This is a genomic window from Pelagibius sp. 7325 (genome assembly GCF_037652055.1).
Taxonomy (GTDB): domain Bacteria; phylum Pseudomonadota; class Alphaproteobacteria; order Kiloniellales; family Kiloniellaceae; genus Pelagibius.
Genome location: NZ_JBBKAH010000002.1, coordinates 677,382 through 698,844, shown reverse-complemented (window position 1 = coordinate 698,844; position 21,463 = coordinate 677,382). Strand labels below are relative to the sequence as shown.

General features: G+C 63.8%; 21 protein-coding genes. 14 read left to right on the top strand and 7 right to left on the bottom strand.

Going from position 1 to position 21,463, the window contains the following annotated elements; all coding sequences use genetic code 11:
• Positions 1 to 60: 60 nt before the first annotated feature.
• The 14 genes from ccmA (at position 61) to WDC82_RS05155 (ending at position 12,148) form a co-directional block, all read left to right on the top strand.
• A complete protein-coding gene (gene ccmA, locus WDC82_RS05220; RefSeq protein ID WP_340116200.1) occupies positions 61 to 714 on the top strand; it encodes a heme ABC exporter ATP-binding protein CcmA in 654 nt (217 codons plus the stop codon).
• A gap of 13 nt (positions 715 to 727) precedes the next feature.
• Positions 728 to 1,393 carry a heme exporter protein CcmB gene (gene ccmB / locus WDC82_RS05215; RefSeq protein WP_340116199.1) on the top strand — a complete coding sequence of 222 codons (666 nt, stop codon included), beginning with the start codon at positions 728 to 730 and terminating at the stop codon, positions 1,391 to 1,393.
• 112 nt (positions 1,394 to 1,505) lie between these two features.
• A complete protein-coding gene (locus tag WDC82_RS05210) occupies positions 1,506 to 2,228 on the top strand; it encodes a heme ABC transporter permease (RefSeq protein ID WP_340116198.1) in 723 nt (240 codons plus the stop codon).
• A 159-nt stretch (positions 2,229 to 2,387) separates the two neighbouring features.
• Positions 2,388 to 2,609: a heme exporter protein CcmD gene (gene ccmD / locus WDC82_RS05205; protein ID WP_370661527.1), complete on the top strand. Its 222-nt coding sequence runs from the start codon at positions 2,388 to 2,390 to the stop codon at positions 2,607 to 2,609.
• A gap of 13 nt (positions 2,610 to 2,622) precedes the next feature.
• A complete protein-coding gene (ccmE, locus tag WDC82_RS05200; RefSeq protein ID WP_340116196.1) occupies positions 2,623 to 3,078 on the top strand; it encodes a cytochrome c maturation protein CcmE in 456 nt (151 codons plus the stop codon).
• On the top strand, positions 3,075 to 5,087 hold the full coding sequence (locus WDC82_RS05195; protein ID WP_340116195.1) for a heme lyase CcmF/NrfE family subunit: 2,013 nt from the start codon (positions 3,075 to 3,077) through the stop codon (positions 5,085 to 5,087). Before ccmE ends, WDC82_RS05195 begins: the two co-directional genes overlap by 4 nt.
• 22 nt (positions 5,088 to 5,109) lie before the next feature.
• On the top strand, positions 5,110 to 5,652 hold the full coding sequence (locus WDC82_RS05190) for a DsbE family thiol:disulfide interchange protein (protein WP_340116194.1): 543 nt from the start codon (positions 5,110 to 5,112) through the stop codon (positions 5,650 to 5,652).
• Positions 5,649 to 6,149, top strand: coding sequence for a cytochrome c-type biogenesis protein (locus WDC82_RS05185; protein ID WP_340116193.1), 501 nt, complete (start codon positions 5,649 to 5,651; stop codon positions 6,147 to 6,149). The genes WDC82_RS05190 and WDC82_RS05185 overlap by 4 nt, the downstream gene beginning before the upstream one ends.
• Positions 6,146 to 7,324 carry a c-type cytochrome biogenesis protein CcmI gene (gene ccmI / locus WDC82_RS05180; RefSeq protein WP_340116192.1) on the top strand — a complete coding sequence of 393 codons (1,179 nt, stop codon included), beginning with the start codon at positions 6,146 to 6,148 and terminating at the stop codon, positions 7,322 to 7,324. Before WDC82_RS05185 ends, ccmI begins: the two co-directional genes overlap by 4 nt.
• Positions 7,325 to 7,525: 201 nt before the next feature.
• Positions 7,526 to 8,284, top strand: coding sequence for an ABC transporter ATP-binding protein (locus WDC82_RS05175; protein WP_367576127.1), 759 nt, complete (start codon positions 7,526 to 7,528; stop codon positions 8,282 to 8,284).
• A gap of 62 nt (positions 8,285 to 8,346) precedes the next feature.
• A complete protein-coding gene (locus WDC82_RS05170; protein ID WP_340116190.1) occupies positions 8,347 to 9,138 on the top strand; it encodes an ABC transporter substrate-binding protein in 792 nt (263 codons plus the stop codon).
• A gap of 100 nt (positions 9,139 to 9,238) precedes the next feature.
• Positions 9,239 to 9,934, top strand: coding sequence for an ABC transporter permease (locus WDC82_RS05165; protein WP_340116189.1), 696 nt, complete (start codon positions 9,239 to 9,241; stop codon positions 9,932 to 9,934).
• A 4-nt stretch (positions 9,935 to 9,938) separates the two neighbouring features.
• Positions 9,939 to 10,673, top strand: a complete 735-nt coding sequence (locus WDC82_RS05160) for an ABC transporter permease (RefSeq protein WP_340116188.1) — start codon at positions 9,939 to 9,941, stop codon at positions 10,671 to 10,673.
• 14 nt (positions 10,674 to 10,687) lie between these two features.
• Positions 10,688 to 12,148: a phage tail sheath C-terminal domain-containing protein gene (locus tag WDC82_RS05155; protein ID WP_340116187.1), complete on the top strand. Its 1,461-nt coding sequence runs from the start codon at positions 10,688 to 10,690 to the stop codon at positions 12,146 to 12,148.
• 34 nt (positions 12,149 to 12,182) lie between these two features.
• Here WDC82_RS05155 and WDC82_RS05150 read toward each other — a convergent pair whose 3' ends face one another.
• The 7 genes from WDC82_RS05150 to WDC82_RS05120 form a co-directional block, all read right to left on the bottom strand.
• The gene (locus WDC82_RS05150) at positions 12,183 to 12,746 is read right to left on the bottom strand and encodes a flavin reductase family protein (protein WP_340116186.1); all 564 of its coding nucleotides are present in this window, start codon (positions 12,744 to 12,746) and stop codon (positions 12,183 to 12,185) included.
• Between the two features lie 298 nt (positions 12,747 to 13,044).
• Positions 13,045 to 15,120, bottom strand: coding sequence for a TniQ family protein (locus WDC82_RS05145; protein WP_340116185.1), 2,076 nt, complete (start codon positions 15,118 to 15,120; stop codon positions 13,045 to 13,047).
• 3 nt (positions 15,121 to 15,123) lie between these two features.
• Positions 15,124 to 16,038, bottom strand: a complete 915-nt coding sequence (locus tag WDC82_RS05140) for a TniB family NTP-binding protein (protein ID WP_340116184.1) — start codon at positions 16,036 to 16,038, stop codon at positions 15,124 to 15,126.
• A gap of 244 nt (positions 16,039 to 16,282) precedes the next feature.
• A complete protein-coding gene (locus tag WDC82_RS05135; protein WP_340116183.1) occupies positions 16,283 to 18,433 on the bottom strand; it encodes a Mu transposase C-terminal domain-containing protein in 2,151 nt (716 codons plus the stop codon).
• 36 nt (positions 18,434 to 18,469) lie between these two features.
• Positions 18,470 to 19,264, bottom strand: a complete 795-nt coding sequence (locus WDC82_RS05130; protein WP_340116182.1) for a Tn7 transposase TnsA N-terminal domain-containing protein — start codon at positions 19,262 to 19,264, stop codon at positions 18,470 to 18,472.
• 520 nt (positions 19,265 to 19,784) lie between these two features.
• Positions 19,785 to 20,642 carry a nucleotidyl transferase AbiEii/AbiGii toxin family protein gene (locus WDC82_RS05125; RefSeq protein WP_340116181.1) on the bottom strand — a complete coding sequence of 286 codons (858 nt, stop codon included), beginning with the start codon at positions 20,640 to 20,642 and terminating at the stop codon, positions 19,785 to 19,787.
• Positions 20,642 to 21,454, bottom strand: coding sequence for a type IV toxin-antitoxin system AbiEi family antitoxin (locus WDC82_RS05120; protein ID WP_340116180.1), 813 nt, complete (start codon positions 21,452 to 21,454; stop codon positions 20,642 to 20,644). Before WDC82_RS05120 ends, WDC82_RS05125 begins: the two co-directional genes overlap by 1 nt.
• Positions 21,455 to 21,463: the final 9 nt, after the last annotated feature.

Below are 21,463 nucleotides of genomic sequence, written 5' to 3'. Positions count from 1 at the left end.
CCCCGGCGATCTGCTATACCGGCGGCCATCCCTTTTCCGTGGACGGGCCCGGACCAGCCGATGGCGCTTTTCGAAGGACGATCCCTGCATTGCCGGCGTGGCGGGCGCGACGTCTTCGCGGCGCTCGACTTCGCCCTGCCGGCGGGCGGGGCTCTATTGCTGACGGGCCCCAACGGCTCCGGCAAGTCCAGCCTGCTGCGCCTCATGGCAGGCCTTTTGAAGCCGGCCGGCGGCGCGCTGCTGTGGGACGGCCGGCCGATCGCCGAGGCGCCGGAGGAGCACGCCCGCCGGCTCCACTACCTGGGCCATCTCGACGCCGTGAAGCCGGTGCTCAGCGTCACGGAGAACCTGCAGTTCTGGGCCGCCCTGCGCGGCACCACAAAGGCGCTGGGAGGGTCGTTGGACGCGGCGCTCGAGCGCTTCGCGCTCACCGACCTCGCGGCGGTGCCCGGCCGCCTTCTCTCCTCCGGCCAGCGCCGCCGCCTTGCGCTGGCGCGCCTGGTCGCCGCCCCGGCGGAACTATGGCTGCTGGACGAGCCCTCCGTCGGCCTCGATCATGCGTCGGTTGGCCGCCTTGCCGCCGCCATCGCCGAGCACCGCGCCAGCGGCGGGCGCGTGGTGGTGGCGACCCACACCGCTCTCGACCTCGGCGACCCGATCCCGCTGTCGCTCGACTCCCTGGCGCCGCCGCCGCTGCCGGAAATGGTGTGGTGAGGGAGATGGTCCGGTGAAGGGCTTCCTTCTGGTCATCGGGCGCGACCTGCGCCTCGCGCTGCGCCAGCGCGCCGACGCCTGGCTGGCGGTGCTGTTCTTCGTGCTCACCGCGGCGCTCTTCCCCTTCGGCATCGGGCCGGAGCCCAACCTGCTGGCGCGCATCGCGCCCGGCATCATCTGGGTGGTTGCGCTCCTTGCGGTGTTGCTTTCCCTCGAGCGCCTCTTCCTCGCCGATTTCGAGGACGGCAGCCTGGAACAGCTGCTGCTCTCGCCGCTGCCGCTGGAGGCGGCGGTGCTCGCCAAGGTGCTGGCGCACTGGCTGACCACCGGGCTGCCGCTGATCGCTGCGGCGCCGCTTCTGGCCGTCCTCTTCCACATGGACCTCGCCGGCCTCGGCGTGCTGATGCTGGCGATGCTGCTGGGGACCCCCATCCTCAGCCTCGTCGGCGCCGTCGGAGCTGCGCTCACGCTTGGCGCCCGCCGCGGCGGCGTGCTGATCCCGCTGCTGGTGCTGCCGCTCTACATTCCGGCGCTGATCTTCGGGGTCGGCGCCGTCGACGCGGCGCTGCAGGGTTTCGCCGCCCGTCCCCACCTGCTCTTGCTCGCCGCGGTACTGCTGGTCATGCTGGTCATTACACCGCTGGCAAGCGCCGCGGCCCTGCGCCAGGCGCTGGAATAGCGGCGCGGGCGACGTAAGGAATAAAGTCTCTTCAAGGTGCGGGCCGGATTTTCCCGGGCTGGCATGACTTGGCTCAAGGCACTAGATAGATTGAGCCCTTAGGAAAGCAGCTATGCACCGCTTCGCAAATCCGGCCCGCTTCACCCGCCTGGCCGACCGCATCCTGCCCTTCGTCGCCGTCGGCACGGTGCTGGCGCTGGCCGTCGGCTTCTACCTGGCACTCTTCGTCTCGCCGCCCGATTACCAGCAGGGCGAGAGCGTGCGCATCATGTACGTCCACGTGCCCTCGGCCTGGATGGCGATGTTCATCTATGTCGGCATTGCCGTGGCGAGCGCCGTCGCGCTGATCTGGCGGCACCCCCTGGCGGACCTGGCGGCCAAGGCTTCCTCGCCGATCGGCGCCGGTTTCGCGTTCCTCACCCTGGTCACCGGCTCGCTGTGGGGCCGGCCGATGTGGGGCACTTGGTGGGAATGGGACGGCCGCCTGACCTCCATGCTGATCCTGTTCTTCCTCTACCTCGGCCACATGGCGCTGCTGAACGCCTTCGAGGACAGCCAGCGCGGCTATCGCGCGGCGGCGATCCTTGCCCTGGTGGGGGTGGTGAACATCCCGATCATCAAGTTTTCGGTCGACTGGTGGTCGACCTTGCACCAGCCGACCAGCGTGATGCGCCTGGATGGCCCGACCATCCATCCGTCGATGCTGTGGCCGCTGCTCATCGTCGCCCTGGGCTTCAAGCTCTATTACCTGACGGTTGTCCTGCTGCGCATCAAGAGCGAGCTGATCGCCGCGCGCCTGCGCGCGCTGGATCTGGCGATGGTGAAGGGCGCCTGACGCCGGCGGAGGATGAGGCGGAAGCTGCGCGATTCGGTCGCACTCATGCGAATGGGTACTGACCTTGCGGGCCTGACGGCCTAGATTGCGGCTCAACGCCCGGATCGATACGGGCGACGAAGCAACGGGCCGAAAAGGCTTGGGAGAGTGATGGAGAAAGTGCAGGCATTCTTTCACATGGGGGGCTATGCCGCCTTCGTCTGGCCGTCGCTGGCCCTGACGGTGGTGGTGATGGCCGGCCTGCTGATCGCGACCCTGCGCCAGCTGCGCTGGCGCCAGCGCCGCCTCGCCGAACTGGAAGCGGCCGGTGCCCAGCGCCGCCGCCGTGCCGGCGCACCCGCTTCTTCGTCCGCCGGCAGCGCCCGGGAGGCCCATTCATGACCCGCAAGCGCCCATGACACGTAAACGCAGGCGCCTCTACATTGTCGCCGCCGCCCTGCTGATCTTCGGCGGCGCCACCGCCCTGGTGCTGACCGCGCTGGACGACAGCCTCGACCTGTTCCAGAGCCCTAGCCAGATCATGGCGTCGCCGCCACCGCCCGAGCGCGGCATCCGCCTGGGCGGCCTGGTGGAGGAGGGCACGGTCTCGCGCTCCACCGACGGGCTCAGCGTCGCCTTCCGGATCACCGACGGCGCCCAGTCGGTGCCGGTCAACTACCGCGGCATCCTGCCCGACCTCTTCCGCGAGGGGCAGGGTGTCATCACCGTCGGCAACATGGGCCCCGACGGCACCTTCGTCGCCCGGGAGGTGCTGGCCAAGCACGACGAGAACTACCTGCCGCGCGAGGTGGTCGACGCGCTGAAGGAATCCGGCCAGTGGCAGGGTGACGGGACGGGAGGCGCCCAGTGATCATCGAGCTGGGCCATTTCGCGCTCATCCTGGCGCTCGCCGCCGCTCTGCTGCAGGGCAGCGTGCCGATGATCGGCGCCGCGCGCGGCGATGCCGCCTGGATGGCGCTGGCGCGGCCTGCGGCGGTGGTGCAGCTGATCCTCGTGGTCTTCGCCTTCTGCGCCTTGACCCATGCTTACGTGACCTCCGACTTCTCGGTCGCCAACGTGGTTGCCAACTCGCATTCGGCCAAGCCGCTGCTCTACAAGATCTCCGGCGTGTGGGGCAACCACGAGGGCTCCATGCTGCTGTGGATCCTCATCCTCGCGCTCTTTGGCTCCGCGGTGGCGGTATTCGGCGGCAACCTACCGCCCTCGCTGCGTGCCCGTGTTCTGGGTGTGCAGGCGTGGATCGGCATCGGCTTCATCGCCTTCACGCTCTTCACCTCCAATCCCTTCCTGCGCGTCTTCCCGGCACCGCTCGACGGCGAGGACCTCAACCCGCTGCTGCAGGACCCGGGCCTCGCCTTCCACCCGCCGATGCTCTATGCCGGCTACGTCGGCTTCTCGATGGCCTTCTCCTTCGCCATCGCCGCTCTCATCGAAGGCAAGGTCGACGCCGCCTGGGCGCGCTGGGTGCGGCCCTGGACGCTGCTCGCCTGGGCCTTTCTCACCGGCGGCATCGCGCTCGGCTCCTGGTGGGCCTACTACGAGCTGGGCTGGGGCGGCTGGTGGTTCTGGGATCCGGTCGAGAACGTCTCCTTCATGCCCTGGCTGCTCGGCACCGCGCTGCTGCATTCCGCCATCGTGGTGGAGAAGCGCAATGCCCTGAAGACCTGGACCATCCTGCTGGCGATCCTCACCTTCTCGCTGTCGCTCATCGGCACCTTCATCGTGCGCTCCGGCGTGCTGACCTCGGTGCACGCCTTCGCCACCGATCCGGAGCGCGGCTTCTTCATCCTCATCCTGCTCGCCGTCGCCATCGGCGGCTCGCTGGTCCTCTTTGCCCTGCGCGCGCCGGCGCTGAAGGCCGGCGGCCTCTTCGCGCCGATCAGCCGCGAAGGCGGCATGGTGATCAACAATCTCTTTCTCTCCGCCGCCTGCGCCGCCGTCTTCCTCGGCACGCTCTACCCGCTGTTTCTCGAGGCGCTGGACGGCTCCAAGGTCTCGGTCGGCCCGCCGTTCTTCAACGCCACCTTCGTGCCGCTGATGGTGCCGCTGGTGTTCCTCATGGCGGTGGGCCCGATGCTGCCGTGGAAGCGCGCCGACCTCGCCGCCGCGCTCGCGCGTCTGAAGCTCGCGGCGCTGGGGGCCGTCGTTGCCGCGCTCGTCGCCTGGTATGTCAGCAACGGCGGGCCGGTGCTCGCCGTCGCCGCCATGGGGCTTGCAGCCTGGCTTTTCGTCGGCGCACTGGTCGAATGGACCGACCGGGTGAAGCTGTTCCGCGTACCTCCGGGGGATTCCTGGCGCCGCGCGCGCAACCTGCCGCGCGCCGCCCACGGCATGACGCTGGCCCACACCGGCCTCGCCGTGGTGATGGTGGGCATGATCGGCTCCTCGGTATGGAAGACCGAGGTGGTGACCAGCCTCAAGCCCGGCGAGTCCGTCGAGATCGCCGGCTACAGCCTGCTGTTCGAGGGAGTCGGCAAGCTGGACGGCCCCAACTACACGGCTGAGCGCGCCCGTTTCACCGTCACCCGCGACGGTGAAGAGGTCGCCGTGATGTTCCCGGAAAAGCGCGTCTACCAGGTGCGTTCCATGCCGACCACCGAGGCGGCGATCCGCACCACCTTCCTGGCCGATCTCTATGCCGTCATCGGCGATGCCGACGGCCAGGGCGGCTGGACCGTGCGGGTCTATCACGAGCCGCTGGTGCCGTGGATCTGGGTCGGCTGCCTCGTCATGATGGCCGGGGGTCTGGTTTCGCTGAGCGACAGGCGCCTGCGCATCGGCGCCCCGCACCGCCAGGCGGCCAGCCCGGCGGGCGGCCAGGCGGGCGACAAGTCGCCGTCGCGCCCGGCCACGGCCTAGCCCGTCAGCGGATCGCACCCCCATGACCCGACGTCTTCTCTTCCTGCTGCCGGTGCTCATTTTCGCGGTGATCGCCGGCTATTTCCTCTGGGGTCTGGCGCCGGAGCGCGATCCGGGCAATGTGCCGACGGCGATGATCGACAAGCCGACGCCGACCTTCGATCTCGCCGCGGTGCCCGGCCTCGACGTACCGGGCCTCGCCACCGCCGACCTCGCCACGGGCGAGGTGGTGATGGTGAACTTCTTCGCCTCCTGGTGCGTGCCCTGCCGCGCCGAGCATCCCTACCTCACCGCCTTCGTCGAGCAGACCGGGGTGCCGCTCTACGGCATCAATCACCGGGACAAGCCGGAAGATGCCGCCGCCTGGCTTGCCGAGCTCGGCAATCCCTACGGCCGTATCGGCGCCGACCCGGGGCGCGCGGCGGTCGAGTGGGGCGTCACCGGCGTGCCGGAGACCTTCGTTATCGACGGCAGCGGGCGCATCCGCTACCACCACCGCGGCCCGCTGGTGCCCGAGGTGATCGAGCGCGATCTGGCGCCGCTCCTGAAGGCGTTGCGCGGATGAAGCGTCTGCTCTTCGCTCTCGCGCTGCTCTTGGCCGCCCCGGCGGCGGCTGCCCCAGCGTTGGCCGTCGAGCCCAGCGAGATGCTCGACGATCCGGTGCTGGAGCAGCGCGCGCGCGAGCTCTCCGCCGAGATCCGCTGCGTGGTCTGTCAGAACGAGTCGATCGATTCCTCCAACGCCGAGATCGCGCACGAGCTGCGCGTGCTGGTGCGCGAGCGCCTGGTCGCCGGCGACAGCGACCAGCAGGTGCTCGACTATCTCGTCGCCCGCTACGGCGACTTCGTGCTGCTGCGCCCGCCGGTGAAGCCGACCACCTACCTGCTGTGGTTCGGCCCCTTCGTCGTTCTGCTGCTGGGCGCCCTCGGCGTCTTTGTCTACTTTCGCCGGCTGCGCGCCGCTCCGGCGATGCCGCCGCCGCTCAGCGCGGAGGAGGAGGCGCGCGTCCAACGCATGCTGGCCGACGGCACGGACGAGGGCGAGGGGACCGCTCGGCCATGATGTTCTGGATTGTCGCCGCGGTGATGGCCGCCCTGGTGGTGGTCGCCCTGCTGTGGCCGCTGTTGCGCCGGCGTGCTGCGGCCCCGGCGGCGGCCGAGTACGACCGCGCCGTCTACCGCGACCAGCTCACCGAGCTGGAACAGGACCACGCGCGTGGCCTGATCGACGCGACCGAGGCCGAGGCCGCGCGGCGCGAGATCGAGCGCCGCCTGCTGCAGACGGAAAGTCCCGCGGCCGGCGCGGCGCCCAGAACGCGTCCCTGGCTCAGCCGTATCGCCCTGGTGCTCGTCGTCGCGCTGCCGCCGGCGGCGGGTCTGGGCCTCTACCTGCGGCTCGGGACCCCGGGCCTGCCGGGCCTCCCGCTCGCCGAGCGCGATCCCGGTGGCCCGCAGGAGATGGGCCTCATGGTCGCCCAGCTCCAGGCGCGCCTCGAGCGCAATCCGGAGGACATCGAGGCACACCTGATCCTGGCCCAGATCTTCGAGCGCGCCGGCCGCTTCGGCGACGCGGCGTCGCTTTACCGCCAGGCCATCGACCTGGTGCAGCGCCTGGAAGGGGCGGTGCCCAGCGCGCTCCACGCCGCCCTCGGCGAGACCCTGGTGGCGGCCACCGGCGGACAGGTCGGCCGCGAGGCGCGGCTCGCCTTCGCCGCCGCCATCGAGGCCGATCCCGGCAACAGCCAGGCGCGCTACTATGCCGGCCTCGCCATGGCCCAGGACGGCCAGTTCCCGCAGGCCATCGCCGTGTGGCAGAGCCTGGCCGAAGACTCGCCTGCGGACGCTCCCTGGCTGCCGCTGCTGCACCAGCAGATCGTGCGCGCCGCCCAAGAGGCCGGCATCGAGCCGCCGGCCCTCGCCCAGCCGGCGCCGCCGGGCATGGCGGCCCCCGGACCCAGCGCGGAGGACCTGGAGGCCGCCCGCACCATGACCGAGGCGGAGCGCACGGCCTTTGTGCGCTCCATGGTCGACCGGTTGGCCACCCGCCTGGCGGAGCAGCCCGAGGATCCCGACGGCTGGCTGCGTCTTGCCCGCGCCCAGACGGTGCTGCGCGAGGTCGACAAGGCCCGCGAGTCCCTCGCCCGGGCCGAGGCCCAGATCGCCGCCCTGCCGGAGGGCGCGCCGCAGCGCGCCGTCCTCGCCCAGCGCCTGGAAGAGCTCAAGCGCCTGCTGCCCTGAGGCGCTTGGCAGCGCCTGCAATCGTTCCAGGTGGCAGGCCGTTCACAGGCCTGCGAACGGCACGGTTTTGCTTGGCTTCCTCCTGAGGCTGTCTTACCGTCACCATCAAAGCGTCATAAAAAAATCGGCGCATCCCACAGGGAGCCTAAGCGTTTGGCTTTAGCGGAGCAGGAGACCGCGACGGCTGCGGTCGCAGCCGCGCTGGTGGCTGAAGATATTCATAAGTCCTTCGGAGACCTCGAGGTCCTGAAGGGCGTCTCGCTGACGGCGCGGGAAGGCGACGTGATTGCCATGCTGGGGTCCTCCGGCTCCGGTAAGAGCACCTTCCTGCGCTGCCTGAACCTCCTGGAGCGGCCCAACGCCGGGCGCATCATCGTCGCCGGCGAGGAACTCCGCCTGAAGCCCGCCAAGCGCGGCGGCGGCCTGGACGCCGAGGACCCCGAGCAGATCCGCCGCATCCGAGCGCGCCTCGCCATGGTGTTCCAGAGCTTCAACCTGTGGTCCCACATGACGGTGCTGGAGAACGTGATCGAGGCGCCGGTCCATGTGCTGAAGCGGCCGAAGGCGGAGGCCATCGACTATGCGGGCGAGATCCTGCGGAAGGTCGGCCTCGACGACCGCCGCGACTATTACCCCGCGCATCTTTCCGGCGGCCAGCAGCAGCGCGTCGCCATCGCCAGGGCCCTGGCGATGGACCCCGCGGTGATGCTGTTCGACGAGCCGACCTCGGCCCTCGATCCCGAGCTGGTGGGCGAGGTGCTGCGGGTCATCAAGCGTCTGGCGGAAGAGGGGCGGACGATGATCGTGGTCACCCACGAGATGGGCTTCGCCCGCGAGGTGTCCAGCGAGACGGTGTTCCTGCACCAGGGCCGCGTCGAGGAGCAGGGGCCGCCGCAGGAGGTCTTCAGCAACCCGCGCTCGCCGCGCTTTCGCCAGTTCCTGGAGGGCAACCTGAAATGACGGCTGCGCTTCGGGATCGGCACGGACGACAACACAAAAGCAAACCCCAATGGAGGCAACTCGTGAAGAAACTGATTTCCGCGGTCTTCGTCGCCGCCCTGGCTTTCGGCGCCGCGCTCAATGCGACAGGGGCCGATGCCAAGGAGTGGAAGAAGGTGCGCATCGGCGTCGAAGGCGCCTATCCCCCGTTCAGTGAAGTGACCGCCGACGGCAAGCTGGTCGGCTTCGACATCGACATCGCCAACGCGCTCTGCGAGGAGATGAAGGTGGAGTGCGAGCTGATCACCCAGGACTGGGACGGCATCATTCCCGCCCTGCAGGCACGCAAGTACGACGCCATCATCGCCTCGATGTCGATCACGCCGGAGCGCAAGGAGAAGGTCGACTTCACCAACAAGTACTACAACACGCCGGCCAAGTTCGTGCGCAAGAAGGGCTCCGGCATCGAGATCACCAAGGAAGGCATGAAGGGCAAGGTCGTCGGCGTGCAGCGCGCGACGATCCACGACAACTTCGTGACCGAGGTCTACGGCGACACCGTCGAGGTGAAGCGCTACGCCACCCAGGACGAGGCCTATCTCGACATGGTCGCCGGCCGTGTCGACCTGCTGCTGGCCGACTCCGTCGCGATGGACGGCGGTTTCATCCAGACCGATGCCGGCAAGGACTTCGAGTTCGTCGGCCCGGACTTCAGCGATCCGCAGTACTTCGGCGAGGGCGCCGGCATTGCCCTGCGCAAGGGCGAAGAGGACCTCCGCGAGATGTTCAACAACGCGATCGAGGCGATCCGTGCCAACGGCACCTACGACACCATTCAGAAAAAGTACTTCGACTACGACGTCTACGGCAGCTGAGGCGGCCCTGTGACGTCCCCTTGAGAGAACGCCACCGCTGGACCCCCGGCGGTGGCGTTTCTCATTGGGGCGGTCCACAGCGCTCACAGGTCAGGTCCGCATGGAATCCCTCGACAAGCTGATCGAATACATCCCGCTGATGCTGGACGGCTTTGTCGTCACCCTGACCGTCGCCTTCGTTTCGCTGGCGATCGCCCTGGCTCTCGGCTTGCTCACCGCGACCATGAAGCTGTCGAACTCACGCCTCGGACGGGGTGTGGCTGGCAGCTACACCACGGTCATCCGGGGTGTTCCCGATCTTGTGCTGATGCTGCTGATCTTCTTCGGCGGGCAGATCCAGGTGAACAACATCGGTGCCTACTTCGGCTGGGATTACATCGACGTCGACGCCTTCACCGCGGGCACCCTCACCATCGGATTCATCTTCGGCGCTTACATGGGTGAGACCTTCCGCGGGGCCTTCATGGCGGTGCCGGTCGGCCTGCTGGAGGCCGGCTACGCCTACGGCATGTCGAGGCGGCAGGTGTTCCAGCGCGTCCTGGTGCCGCAGATGATGCGCCACGCCCTGCCCGGCCTCGGCAACAACTGGCTGGTGCTGATGAAGACGACGGCGCTGGTCTCCGTCATCGGTCTGCACGACCTCGTGTTCCGTGCCGGCCAGGCCGGCGGATCGACGCGCCTGCCCTTCTTGTTCTATCTCTTCGTCGCCCTGATGTTCCTCGCCTTTACCACCGTTTCGATCTGGGCGCTGAACTGGCTCGAGCGGCGCTACACCGTCGGCGTCAGGCGGGCCTGATACCATGGACTTCTCGCCCATCTTCGCCAACATCGGTCTCTATCTCGACGGCCTCGTTGTCACCCTTCAGCTGGTGTTCTGGGCGCTGGGCATCGGCCTTGCCTTCGCGATTCCCCTGGCGGTCATGCGGATGTCGCGCAATCCGCTGGTCAACGGGCCGGTCTGGGCTTTCACCTACTTCTTCCGCGGCACCCCGCTGCTGGTGCAGATGTTTCTGCTGTATTACGGCCTCGGCCAGATGCAGTTCATGATCGAGCTGAGCCAAAGTCTGACCTTCCTGAAGGACGCCTACTGGTACGCGCTCCTCGCCTTTACGCTCAACACCTGCGCCTACACGACGGAGATTATCCGCGGCGCCATCGCCGGCACGCCCTACGGGGAGATCGAGGCGGCGCGCGCCTGCGGCATGTCGCAGACTCAGACCTATCGCCGCGTCATCCTGCCCAGCGCCTTCCGCCGCGCCCTCCCGGCCTATTCCAACGAAGTGATCTTCATGCTGCACGGCTCGGCCATCGCCAGCGTCATCACCATCGTCGACCTGACCGGCGCCGCCCGCATCGTCGCCTCGCGCTACTACAATCCTTTCGAGGCCTTCATCGCGGTCGGTGTGCTCTATTTCTGCGTCACCTTCGCCCTGGTCGGCGGCTTCAAACAGCTGGAGAAGCACTGGTTCGCCCACCTGCGTCCGCGCGAAGAGGTCGACGCCAAGGGCAAGCGCAAGGCCGGCCAGACGGCCTAGAGAGGAAGCGGGGGATGCCGGAGTACAGAGCGCCGGGCGTCTACGTCGAAGAGACCGCCGGCGGGCCGCCGGCCATCGCGCCGGTGGAAACCGCCATCCCGGTCTTCGTCGGCTACGCCGCGAAGGTCAGTGCGAGGGGTGGCGGGCGCACTGATTGGCGTCTTCTGCGCATCGCGGGCATGAACGATTTCAGCAGGCTGTTCGGGGAGGCGCCGCTGCACAATGTTTCGGTGGGCGTCGCCAAGCGCGTCGACGCTTCCGGCAAGCTGCTCGACGTCGCGGTCGACTGGGCTGAATTCGATCCCGTACCGCGGCATTTCCTATCCTATGCCGTGCAGCTCTACTTCATGAACGGCGGCCTAAGCTGCTTCGTCTATTCCCTCGGCCGCTATCGTGAGGCCCGCCCGGACGACTTCCTCGCCGCCCTGGCCGCGCTGGAGGCCGCCGCGGGCCCGACGCTGCTGGTGATGCCCGACGCGGCGCTGCTTGACGACGGCGCCTACGCGGCGGTTCTCGACGCGGCACTCGCCTCTTGTGCGCGGCGGCGCGATCGCTTCCTTGTCGCCGACGTGGCGCGCGCCGTGCCGGGCGGGACCGATACGGCGTCATCCGTGGGCATGAGTTTCCGTTCCGCGCTGACTGGCGACACCGCGCTGCTGCGCTACGGGGCGGCGTATTTTCCGTACCTCGAAACGAATCTGCCCCTGCGCATTTCGGATCCGCGGGTGCGGCTCTCCGGATTCGATATCGTGACGGTGGCGCACGATGGCAGCGAGTCCGTGACGCCGGTGTCGGGCGTCGCCGGACGCAGCCTCCACGATGCGGAGCTGCGTCTGAGGACGAAGGAGCCCGAGGTGTATCGGGCGGTGCAGACCTTCGTGCGGGATGCCCGGGCCAGCGTGCCGCCGTCCGGCGCCGTGGCCGGGCTTTATGCTCGTGTCGATGCGACGCAGGGCGTGTGGAAGGCGCCGGCGGGACAGGCGCTGCTCAACATCGTTCAGCCCGCCGTCCCGGTGAACGACAGCTTTCAAGAGGCACTGAACCTTGACCCCGTAACCGGCAAGTCGGTGAACGCCATCCGCGCCTTCACGGGTCGCGGCACTCTGGTCTGGGGCGCGCGTACGCTGGCGGGCAACGACAACGAATGGCGCTACGTGAACGTCCGCCGCTTTGCCATCTTCCTCGAACAGTCGCTGGATCGTGGCCTGCGGTGGGCGGTCTTCGAGCCGAACGATGCCGGCACCTGGGCACGCCTCAGGGCCGCCGCGGAGAATTTCCTCACCGGCCTGTGGCGCCAGGGGGCTCTGCAAGGCAGCAAGCCGGAACACGCTTTCACGGTCGCCGTGGGCCTCGGCCGCAGCATGACGCAGGACGACATCGACAATGGGCGCGTGATCGTGCAAATCGGCTTCGCGCCGCTCAGGCCGGCCGAGTTCATCATCCTGCGCATCGTGCTGCAGCAGGCCATGCCCTGAGGCGGCGCCGGCCGGCTTGCGCAGGGGCGCTGGCTTAGACCAGCATCTCCGGCTTGAACAGGCGCCGGCGGCTGATGACCTTGCCGGCGACCATGAAGACGCCTTCGCCGGTGTAGTGCAGGGTCTCCGGGTGCTTCGGGCGGGTGGGGGCCTGCGCCTTCACGATCTCGAAGATGAAGAAGTTGTAGCGCTCGACCATCGCGTCGTCGTAGAGGCGGCATTCGAAGTGGGCATGGCATTCGCCGATGCGCGGCGCCGCCACGCGCGCCGACGTCTCGGGCGTCAGGCCGAAGTGCGCGAATTTGTCGATCTCGTTCCCACTGGTGTTGCCGATGCCCACGACGCTATCGGTCAGTCTGGTCGTCGGCAGGTTGATGACGCATTCGCCGCTCCGGCGCACCAGCTCGAAGCTGTGGTTGCCGGCGGAGATCATGCAGCCGATGAGGGAGGGGGCGAACTCCAGGATGGTGTGCCAGCCCAGGGTCATGATGTTGGTCTCGCCCTGCCAGGCCGAGGAGATCAGGACGATGGGGCCCGGCTCCAGGTAGCGTCGCGCCAGGTGGACCGGCAGGTCGGATTTCTTGACGGACTTCGACATGGCGCATCTCCCGTCCGGAGGAAAGCCTCAGGCCGGCAGTCTAACGAACGAAGAAGGAGATGTCGGTTATCGCATCTTTTTGCGCATTCTTCACACTAACATATTGATTTTCCTGGGTCTGTATCGAAGGCGTTGCAGCGAATTAGCGCTTAGAACTGCGCAGAACACCGGATTTAGCGTCCGGTTCTGCGCAAAAAAATGCCTCTTTTATCTATCGACGTGGGTTCGAAACGCAGGATTGGACACTAAAAAGGGGCGCCGAAGCGCCCCGAGGCTGGTAGTTCACTGCGGCGGTGCACTAGTCGCTAGCGAGTGCAGCCATACATGTGTGGCGGTCATAAAATGGTACGGGCTTTCCGTTTGCAGTGATCCGGAAGGTTGGCGCAATGCCGGCCGCCCTCAGCAGTTTCCTGATTGTTCCCTGGTGGCGAGAGGCTCTGCCACATCCCCCCAAGCGGGTTAACTCTGAGATGGTCACATATCGCTTGTGGAATTCAGCGACAGAAGAACGATCAAAGAGGACGGTTCCTCCAGATTTCGGCCCAGTCTGATCGCCAGAGATATAGCCCGCATTTCGCAAGGAATAGATAGCTGTCACTCTCGGAAGATAAAGCAGCTTGGCCGCTGCCTCCCCAGTAAGGTGGCCAGCCATTCTCGATTGCTTGGCGGTGGTCGCGATTTCATCCGTGTCGGCCATGGTGATTAAGAGGCGGTCTATGCCGCGGCAATTTTCATCATATCCGGCGACCTCAAGCTCCCCATTCAGTATCAAGCCGAGAATGGCACCAATCGTGATGTCGAATCGCCTAAGTTTGTTGCGGACGGCTTCGCCAATGCTGATCATCGAACCTGGCGGTTTTGTAGAGGGCGAGAATCTCACGTGCTTTGCCAGATTCCTCTCAAATTCCAGGTAGCTGGAAGCACCCAACCGCCTCCTTGAACGTATGCGATTGGTGCCGGATTTGGCGGCGAGTACTCCAAAACGCTCCAGTATCTGAGCAGCTACGGCGTCGCCGACATTAAGTCGCTCGGCAACAAGTCCAATTGGAAGGGAAATGTCCGCTAAGGCCTCCAAATCGCGACATGGAAATCCGCAGCCCTCGCGGAAGGAACCCAGGCCCATTTCCCTCTTATTGCATTTGAACAAAGCTCCAGCAGAATCGCGATCAACCAAACTTCTAGTCAACTGTCGCTGTCTCAGGATGAGGTTCTCGAGACGGTCAACCTCGTCTTTGTTCAAGCGTTGCCGCGCATTTACGCCCTTCGTGCAAGCCGCATGAGGTAAGCCGAGATCAGTCGCCAACTCAATGAAACGTCGATGACTGATGCTCATGCGCGCACAGAACACCGAGACAGGTTCAAGGGCAAAGCTTTCCCTGCTTGCGATCATGAACTCTGCTTGGCCATTCCATCTTGCGTACGCTGACGGGTGCGACTGCGCCAGGTAAACTCCCATCTCAGCGACGACATGCTGAAAGCCCTCCCTGCGGCGCCGACGAATTACCGCTTCGTACAGTCCAGGAAACAGCTCTTCGCCTGTACGGCAATCTAAAGGTTTGTTAGAGATAAACTGACTGAAAACCTTATGAAGCCCCCTAGGCCAATCATCATTGACTGCCACCGAGGCCGCTTTCATGAGCTCACATCGCTTGGGTAGAGGGAGCCGGGCCACATGCGCCGAGTCGACACGTTTGATGTCTGACGTTATGCCGCCAATGAACACAGACATTGAAAGCAGACCATTCAAACTAAGCCGAGTAAGAGCATCGGGTTCCGGGTCGAACCCGAGCCGACCATTATCGGAATGGAGCTTCTTAGCAATCATCTCTGCTAACTGGGCCTCGTGCTCAGAGGCAGAACCCGGAGGTGAATGAAAGGCCGAGCTGCAAATCTTGCATCGCCCAACATGCGGCCGACCCCACGTAATCTTCGATCCGCACGTAGTGCAGCTGTTGACCAAAGGCGCCCAGTGTCGCGGACAAACAGTAAATAACGTAAGTTCCCACTCCACTGGGATGACCAACTTTTCTGCTAGACACGTGGGACACACCTTCGGATGCCTCACATCCACCATACCGCTGCCGAGATGGTGACCGCAGATCGCCCATGCCCGAGATGCGCTACCTGCCTTTTGCATTGTCGGAATCCTTTGCACCGCCATCTGCGGATCGATCTCCAGCAGCTCGCTCAGTTCATCCACATGCTTTTGGACAGCCGTCATCGAACGCGTACCAGTTGGCGCGCCTACGAGGTTTGTGATGACATGAAGGCTGTCGTACAGATTCATCTCTGCGCGCCGGAGCAAGTAGCCACTGAAACTCTCGGTTGGCGCGATTGGCTCAAATCGCGGTAGAACACGTTGCACTGGTATCATTCCTTAGTCGGATCGTTGCGGTTTCTCTTCCCGTTTCGGCTCCCTGAGCCGATCGAAAGGGTTCGAGAGGCTGCGCCCGTAAGCGGATGATGCGGTCAGTTCTTCCCAAGCACACCCAAGATGATAGAGGTCGATGAAGGGGCGCCCATCGTCGATGGCAAGCTCACCACTCCGCTGTAACAGTCGAGTGATAAGTCCGATAAGCCCCGATGTCGCCGAGTGAATAGCCCGCGCCAGATGAGGCTCATGCAGGCCGCCGGTCATTGGGAACGGCATCTCGAGATCGTAGTACCGAAGAAAGCACCGAAGCTCTTTGAAGGAGTCGTCAGAGCTAACATCGAATGGGGCAATTGCAATACGTCCCCTAAGGCGCCCCTCTAGCTGCAAGTTTGCGGCGATGAGCCGATCCAAGTCTTCGGTTCCGGCTAGGACGATCGGAATGCCTACAAGATCCGCGAGAACCTTGATGGCATCGGCCGCGTCGTAGTTAATCTCCTTGTTGCGCCGGTTCACGAGATGCTGCGCTTCATCGATTATGATCATCTCGACACCCATGGTCTTAGACACCATAGGAATCCGAGTAAGACTCTGAACGCGCGAGTTCGTCGACGCCGCGGGATCGCCCATTGCTTCGAGAACGCTTGCTGCCAAAGTGCGCTCATTGCACTTGCTAAGGAGCGTCAGACGTGCGACGCGCCGCGGGCGGGGTCCTGGGCTGGCGAACTTCTCTTCGTGCAAGTCGAGAATTGTCGTCTTCCCGCTTCGCGATTCGCCAACGATAGTGAAGACATGGCCTTCTCTCGGCCGCGGCGCGGACGCGTGCAGCGTGCTCAACCGCTTCAAGGCGGCTTTTACAAAGCCAAATTCGACCCGGATAGCGCGCAGTGCGTCGAGGCGGATGTTCTCATCACTCTTCATTATCTGCACCCATATGGTGACCAGAAACGGAGCATAGGCGGTAGCTAGGTGATTGCCACTCGTGGCTGGCAGCTACCGCTGCTTCTGATATTGAAATGGGTTCGAAAATGTTGAGCGGGCCCAAGGGAATGGCATCTCCGCAGCGCAATCGTTTCGAATTTGATTGAAAGTCCAGTCATTTTCATTTTCTGGCGACGGCCGCGACACCGGTTGCTCTTGGCGCAGCCGCAATTAAGCCAACCTACTATGAATCTGGCTTGTCCCACCCCATCTCCCCAAGCAGGCGGTCGAGATCCTCGGTGTCGTCGTTTTCGCTAGTATCAACATCATTGGCTTGCCCGAATCCGTCGGCGGAAGTCGCTGCTTCAAGCGAAATGTCCCCAACAGTGTCATCCGGCGGCGTGTGCTCCTCTTCGATGGGAGCGGGAGGCTGAGCGGCGTGCTGGTTGGGCGATGTCCTGGAGGGACCAGCAAGATCGTCGAATCCGGCTTGCGAAGTGAAGTCGACGGATCCGTCCGCTCGATTCCCATAGGGCATGCGGCTGTCCTTTGCAGCAATATCATTTAGAGTGCGCTTGACTTCCTTCGGTCGCTTGATTTTCTCATCATAGCGTTCCAGAAACTTGCGCTTGGCTACAGCACGATCCATCGGCGATAGCGAGTGGGCTTTGTTCTCCTGTCTGCGCCAAGCCTCGACCTGTCGGTGTAGCTTCAGCGATAGATTCCGCGCATACGCCGCATCATCAGAGATGGCCTCGATCACCTGACCACGAACCTCGTCAAAAACATAGAGCTTATCCATGCTTTGTTCGTCGAAGACAAAATCCACCCTTGGGTTTCGTTTGTGCTTTATGCGGAGGCGGGCCAGCTCTGGGCTTCGATAAATCATGCTCTCGAAGTGAATTCCGTCGTTCTGTAGGGTTGCGTATGACCCATGCGAAAGGCACACCGCGAGATCCTTTTCGCAAGGCGGTGGGGAGAGCTCATACCTCTTGACGCCTTCCAACCACATTTGCATAGGCGTTCTTCCCCGCAATCCACGATGCTGAGTGTGATGGTAGATCTGTACGATCCATCGCGTGAGCGCTTCACGAACATCGTCCAGTGTCATGCAGGCTTCTTTTTCAGGATCGCGCAGCTGCCATTGGTGCTTATTGAACCTCATGCCGCCAGGGAGTAGGTCCGTGAGCTGATGTAGAATTGTGAGGAATGCGCGCTCCACGACGCCCTTGTGTTCCGGCTTGTCTTTGTTTGTTGTCTCGTGATTGACGCGAAGAGCGCCGCATGCATTCGTGAACCGGGCATTCATTAGTGCGGTTGTGCTGTCGCTGATGATCGTCTCGAACTTGCCTTCGGCCGGCCAGGCCCCGGCTAAATCCGGATAGAGCTTTTCGAGGTATGTTTTAGGGCTCATTGCATTGCGTAAGGCCTGGCAGTATCCCGCCCAGCTTTCGTCTTCGAATCCGAGATGGAATCCCAAAATGAGCCGGGAATAGACGTCGATCACCAACGTCAACGTCAATCTTTTGTGGAGACGCCCATTCTCGTCGACAACAAGAACCTGGAATGGCGTAGCATCTGTCATGACCAGTTCAAGAGGACGTTTGGCCGTGATCCCCTTTTCTTTAATCTGCAGCCATCTATGGGCCGCCTTTTCGCCATATCGGTAGGAAAGAATCTGGTAGATGTCGAAGGTTCTCTCAAGAACTCGCTTGAACGTCGTGTAGGCTGGCGGCGCGTCGGATGCGAGCGTGGGATTGGCATCCCAGTATTTCCGAAGTGCGGCCAGGAAGGCCTCATAGGCGGAGAAGAGGGAAGGCTCTCCATTTATCAAGTAGTGCTGCCTAAGACACTCGATCATTATCCGAACAACCGGCTGCATCGTGCGGAGGGCACGACGACGGCTGACGGTATGCAGGCTGATCAGGAACGTCGCATCACCGCCGCTTTCTCGCAGCAGTCGAACATATCCTTGGACGGTCCTAAGCTTCGGTGGCTTTCGGTCACCAAGAGCACGCGCGGTATCGTCGATTATGATCTGGGCTTTTGCACCGGATCGTTGGCCGCGGGGCGCATTCTTGAGCGCCTTCGCATAGGCAAGACGTCTCTCGTACTCCTGAAGCTTTCCCTCCGGAATAGCGAGGAGGTCGACCTCAGTGAGGGCCTCACGGCCGTGAAGGGGAGAGTTGCGATCGAACTGGAGGATCTCTTTAATCTCTCCCTTTGCACATTTTTCCCAGTATTCTTGGTGCGGAATTAGGATGGCGCGGTTGGCGCCCTCACTAATGAAGATCAACTCCGAGTTTGTGGTTGTCTCGTACCGATGTGGGACACCCTTAATCGTGGCGCGAAAGCCAGCCGGGATTCGGGCTCTGAAAGGAAGCTTGTAATCCATCAGATGGAGGCTCCTGCTGGAGTCGAGCGTGAAGGGCTAGGGGAGGCGCAGGAGTGAATGCTCGCTGACCGGCACGCGATGGTCGATCAGCGCATGGCCACGGAGAACCGCTGCATAAACGCGACTCAAGCGGCGCGAGCCAGACAGACGACCAGCCACGTCACTGACTGTGGCACTTCCGCCTGACAAGGCCGTGCAGAGCAAATATAGGTCGGTTGGGGAAACTGCCTCTCCACCGTGACGAAGGAGGAATTGGCAGTTTTGCTGCCTGGGCTGGATATCGATGGCCGTCTCATCAAGAATCATGAAGCTGACACTGAAGGCGCGGAAGAATCTGGCAAACAGAGCGAAGCGGAGACGGTTGGCTTCTTTGACAGCTGTTGTGGAGGGCTTGATTTCCAGAATTTGCAGCTTGTCGCCGCGCCAGACAAAGATGTCAGGCGTATAGTGTCGCTGCTTGCCATCCAACTCATATCGAAGTGTCATGGGCTGCACGCAGTAGCGCATGACCGTGGGATCGCATTCGAGAAGGATCATGGCCCGCTTCTCGAGATGCGATTCCCAGCCCATCAGGCGCTCGTTCTTCGGCGAAAAGAGCTTGCCCGCTGCATGCACTGCGTTGCTCTTCTGAGTGTTCCGAACTGGCCTGCCTAGGTCCAGTTCTATGGGGATCTCGTCCGTGCTTCCGGGAGCGGTAGACAAGCCATCGACCCAGACCGGACGAAGAATCTGAGCGATTTGTCGGTCCGCACAGGAAACAAGGCGAATAGTGGAGTTCGCGGCGATCAAGCGCTTCTCAATCGAAGCTTCCATTTCACTTGTTCCGATCATTTGGCTCTCCTAGCGATGGGATCGGTAGACGACGGCCTTAAGGGCGAATTGGGCTCAAGAGCTTCACGGTGGCCGAAAATAGGAAATCGTTCCTTCTGATGTGGGATTCTCTGTCGAGGACCTTGCTCCCTGCGAAAACGCAGGACCTGGCGTGCCTGGCCCTCGCGATGACACGGATACCGCTGAAGTGAATGGGCTCCGGCAGGCAGCAACGTTCGGGAGTGAAAGGGCTTGCCGGCACACCTATGTGCCCTGTTTCAGGTTAGACCTATGAGAAAGGTGGGGTCGTTTTTGGATAGTGGCCCTGCAATCTCACCTACCCATGCAGATGGGCCGGCTGCGCTTGGAGTGGGGGCAGCCATCCAGAGCGAACCGGTCAGAACGTGTCGGCCGGCCCGCCCCTCACCCACCAATCAAATTCTGGTGGCAGGTGGCCACAAGCCAGTCCAAGCTTTCTTCCGGTATTGTTGTCAGCCATGGGCATTGAATCTGCCGGCACTATGCCAGCATCGCCAAGTCTCTACGCCGGCAAGCGCCTTAGCAAATCCCGGCGGACGCGGGCGCCAGCCTCGTCGACATCATAGGCAAGGCCGTGGCGCAACAGGGGCGCCATGTCGGCGCGGAAGTGCGGGTCAGCTAGGCGAATTGTCAGCGCCTCTTCGAAGCCTGCGCGCTGCACCGCCTGCTTCTCCGCTGCCATGTAGTGGTTGAAGGCGTCGATGGCGATCGCCGGATTGATGCCGGCGTCAGGTGTAGTGAGCGCCCAGTAAAGGTCGAAGAGGTCGCGGCCCTGGCTGCGCTGGAAGAGCGCCCGCATCTTTGTTCCCAGCATCTCGTTGATGTCGTAGGAGGCCAACTCGACCGTCCGCACCTCACTCGGCAGCGATACGGTGAAGGAATGTCGGGTCGTCGGCAGATAGGACTGTCGTTCGGTGACGTTGGCCTCGAGCTTGATTTTGATGGTGCGCCCGGGCTCGGCGACTGAGGCGGTTTCGAAATCGACCTTGAGGATTCGTGACGGGCGTGCGGCATTGCGAATGGCAAGGCGCACGCTCTCCCAGCCGAAGCCCTTGTGTCGCCCCAAAATCGGCAGCAGAACGCGTTTCACGGCGGCACGGATGTGGTTCTCGTCACGGTCGGTGACGACTACGAGATCGATGTCCTCGGAGTAGCGCGCCGGCGGCGCCAGGTGCACCTTGTGAAGCGCCGTGCCGCCGCGCATGGCGATGTGGTCGCTGAGAAAGCGGTCCTCGAAAAGCGCAACCATCGACAAGGAAAGCAGCAGATCCTGCTCAACCTGTAGGAGGCTTGGCCAGGGTACGGTCTCCTGGTGCACGAGGATATCCTGGCGCGTGATAGGGGGCGTGAAGGGAGCCATCAGGCGTCGGCCTCCATCGGCAGGACGCCATAGACGCCCCAGGCCGCGTGGAAGGGCGCGTCGGTGGGGGTTCCGCTGGAAAGTGGAATTGGGTGCAGGCGCTGTCCTGAAAGGGCCTCGGCAGCACAGCGGCTGAGCGTCTGGTGGCCGAGTGCCTCGAGAATGAAGCCAGTGCGCTGGACGAGGGTGACCTCGGGATGCGCTTTCAAGGCCTTCCTGAACTCGACCGTCCTCAGCTGGGACGCGAGGTCGTTTAGGATCTGAAGCACGCGCGGAAGGCCGCCCGATTGCTTCAAATAACGCAACAGGTCGAGAACGGTCGCCTCGGGCGTGCTCACCTTGAAGGGCGTCTGGCCACCGGTGGCGGTGACGACAGGTGTTTTGCCCAGGGCCTTCTTGCTCAGAAAGGAAATTTTCACTCGTCCGAGGGTGAAGGCGCGGCGCGGGGTCACCGTCATCACCTGGGTCAACTGCGCAGCTTGGTGCGATACGCCCCAGTGGGCGGCGGCCGACAGGAGCGCGATGTAGTAAGGTTCGTTGTGGTAGGTGAAGAAGTCGTCGATCCACCAGCTCGCCGGCGGCGCGCCGTTGGCTTGGTGCTCTGGTGGCACGACGACGTAGAAGCCGGACTTGGGATAGAGCGACTTCACCCGCGGATGAAGTCGCTTCAGTTGCGCTCCCGCCGCCGCGGTGCTGAGGCCGCTTGCCTGGACCAGCTCCCGAACAGCAAAGCCGTAGCGGCCGCGGGACTGGAGGCGGTCGACGAACTCAGCTGCCGAGCCCGAGCGATATGGGGCACGTACTGTTGCCAAATCGATCCC

What these genes read in the sequence shown, in the direction of transcription:
- ccmA (WP_340116200.1), top strand. Translation starts at nt 61, where the DNA reads ATGGCGCTTTTCGAAGGACGATCCCTGCATTGCCGGCGTGGCGGGCGC.
- WDC82_RS05210 (WP_340116198.1), top strand. Translation starts at nt 1,506, where the DNA reads ATGCACCGCTTCGCAAATCCGGCCCGCTTCACCCGCCTGGCCGACCGC.
- ccmE (WP_340116196.1), top strand. Translation starts at nt 2,623, where the DNA reads ATGACACGTAAACGCAGGCGCCTCTACATTGTCGCCGCCGCCCTGCTG.
- WDC82_RS05190 (WP_340116194.1), top strand. Translation starts at nt 5,110, where the DNA reads ATGACCCGACGTCTTCTCTTCCTGCTGCCGGTGCTCATTTTCGCGGTG.
- WDC82_RS05185 (WP_340116193.1), top strand. Translation starts at nt 5,649, where the DNA reads ATGAAGCGTCTGCTCTTCGCTCTCGCGCTGCTCTTGGCCGCCCCGGCG.
- ccmI (WP_340116192.1), top strand. Translation starts at nt 6,146, where the DNA reads ATGATGTTCTGGATTGTCGCCGCGGTGATGGCCGCCCTGGTGGTGGTC.
- WDC82_RS05165 (WP_340116189.1), top strand. Translation starts at nt 9,239, where the DNA reads ATGGAATCCCTCGACAAGCTGATCGAATACATCCCGCTGATGCTGGAC.
- WDC82_RS05160 (WP_340116188.1), top strand. Translation starts at nt 9,939, where the DNA reads ATGGACTTCTCGCCCATCTTCGCCAACATCGGTCTCTATCTCGACGGC.
- WDC82_RS05155 (WP_340116187.1), top strand. Translation starts at nt 10,688, where the DNA reads ATGCCGGAGTACAGAGCGCCGGGCGTCTACGTCGAAGAGACCGCCGGC.
- WDC82_RS05150 (WP_340116186.1), bottom strand. Translation starts at nt 12,746, where the DNA reads ATGTCGAAGTCCGTCAAGAAATCCGACCTGCCGGTCCACCTGGCGCGA.
- WDC82_RS05145 (WP_340116185.1), bottom strand. Translation starts at nt 15,120, where the DNA reads ATGATACCAGTGCAACGTGTTCTACCGCGATTTGAGCCAATCGCGCCA.
- WDC82_RS05140 (WP_340116184.1), bottom strand. Translation starts at nt 16,038, where the DNA reads ATGAAGAGTGATGAGAACATCCGCCTCGACGCACTGCGCGCTATCCGG.
- WDC82_RS05135 (WP_340116183.1), bottom strand. Translation starts at nt 18,433, where the DNA reads ATGGATTACAAGCTTCCTTTCAGAGCCCGAATCCCGGCTGGCTTTCGC.
- WDC82_RS05130 (WP_340116182.1), bottom strand. Translation starts at nt 19,264, where the DNA reads ATGATCGGAACAAGTGAAATGGAAGCTTCGATTGAGAAGCGCTTGATC.
- WDC82_RS05125 (WP_340116181.1), bottom strand. Translation starts at nt 20,642, where the DNA reads ATGGCTCCCTTCACGCCCCCTATCACGCGCCAGGATATCCTCGTGCAC.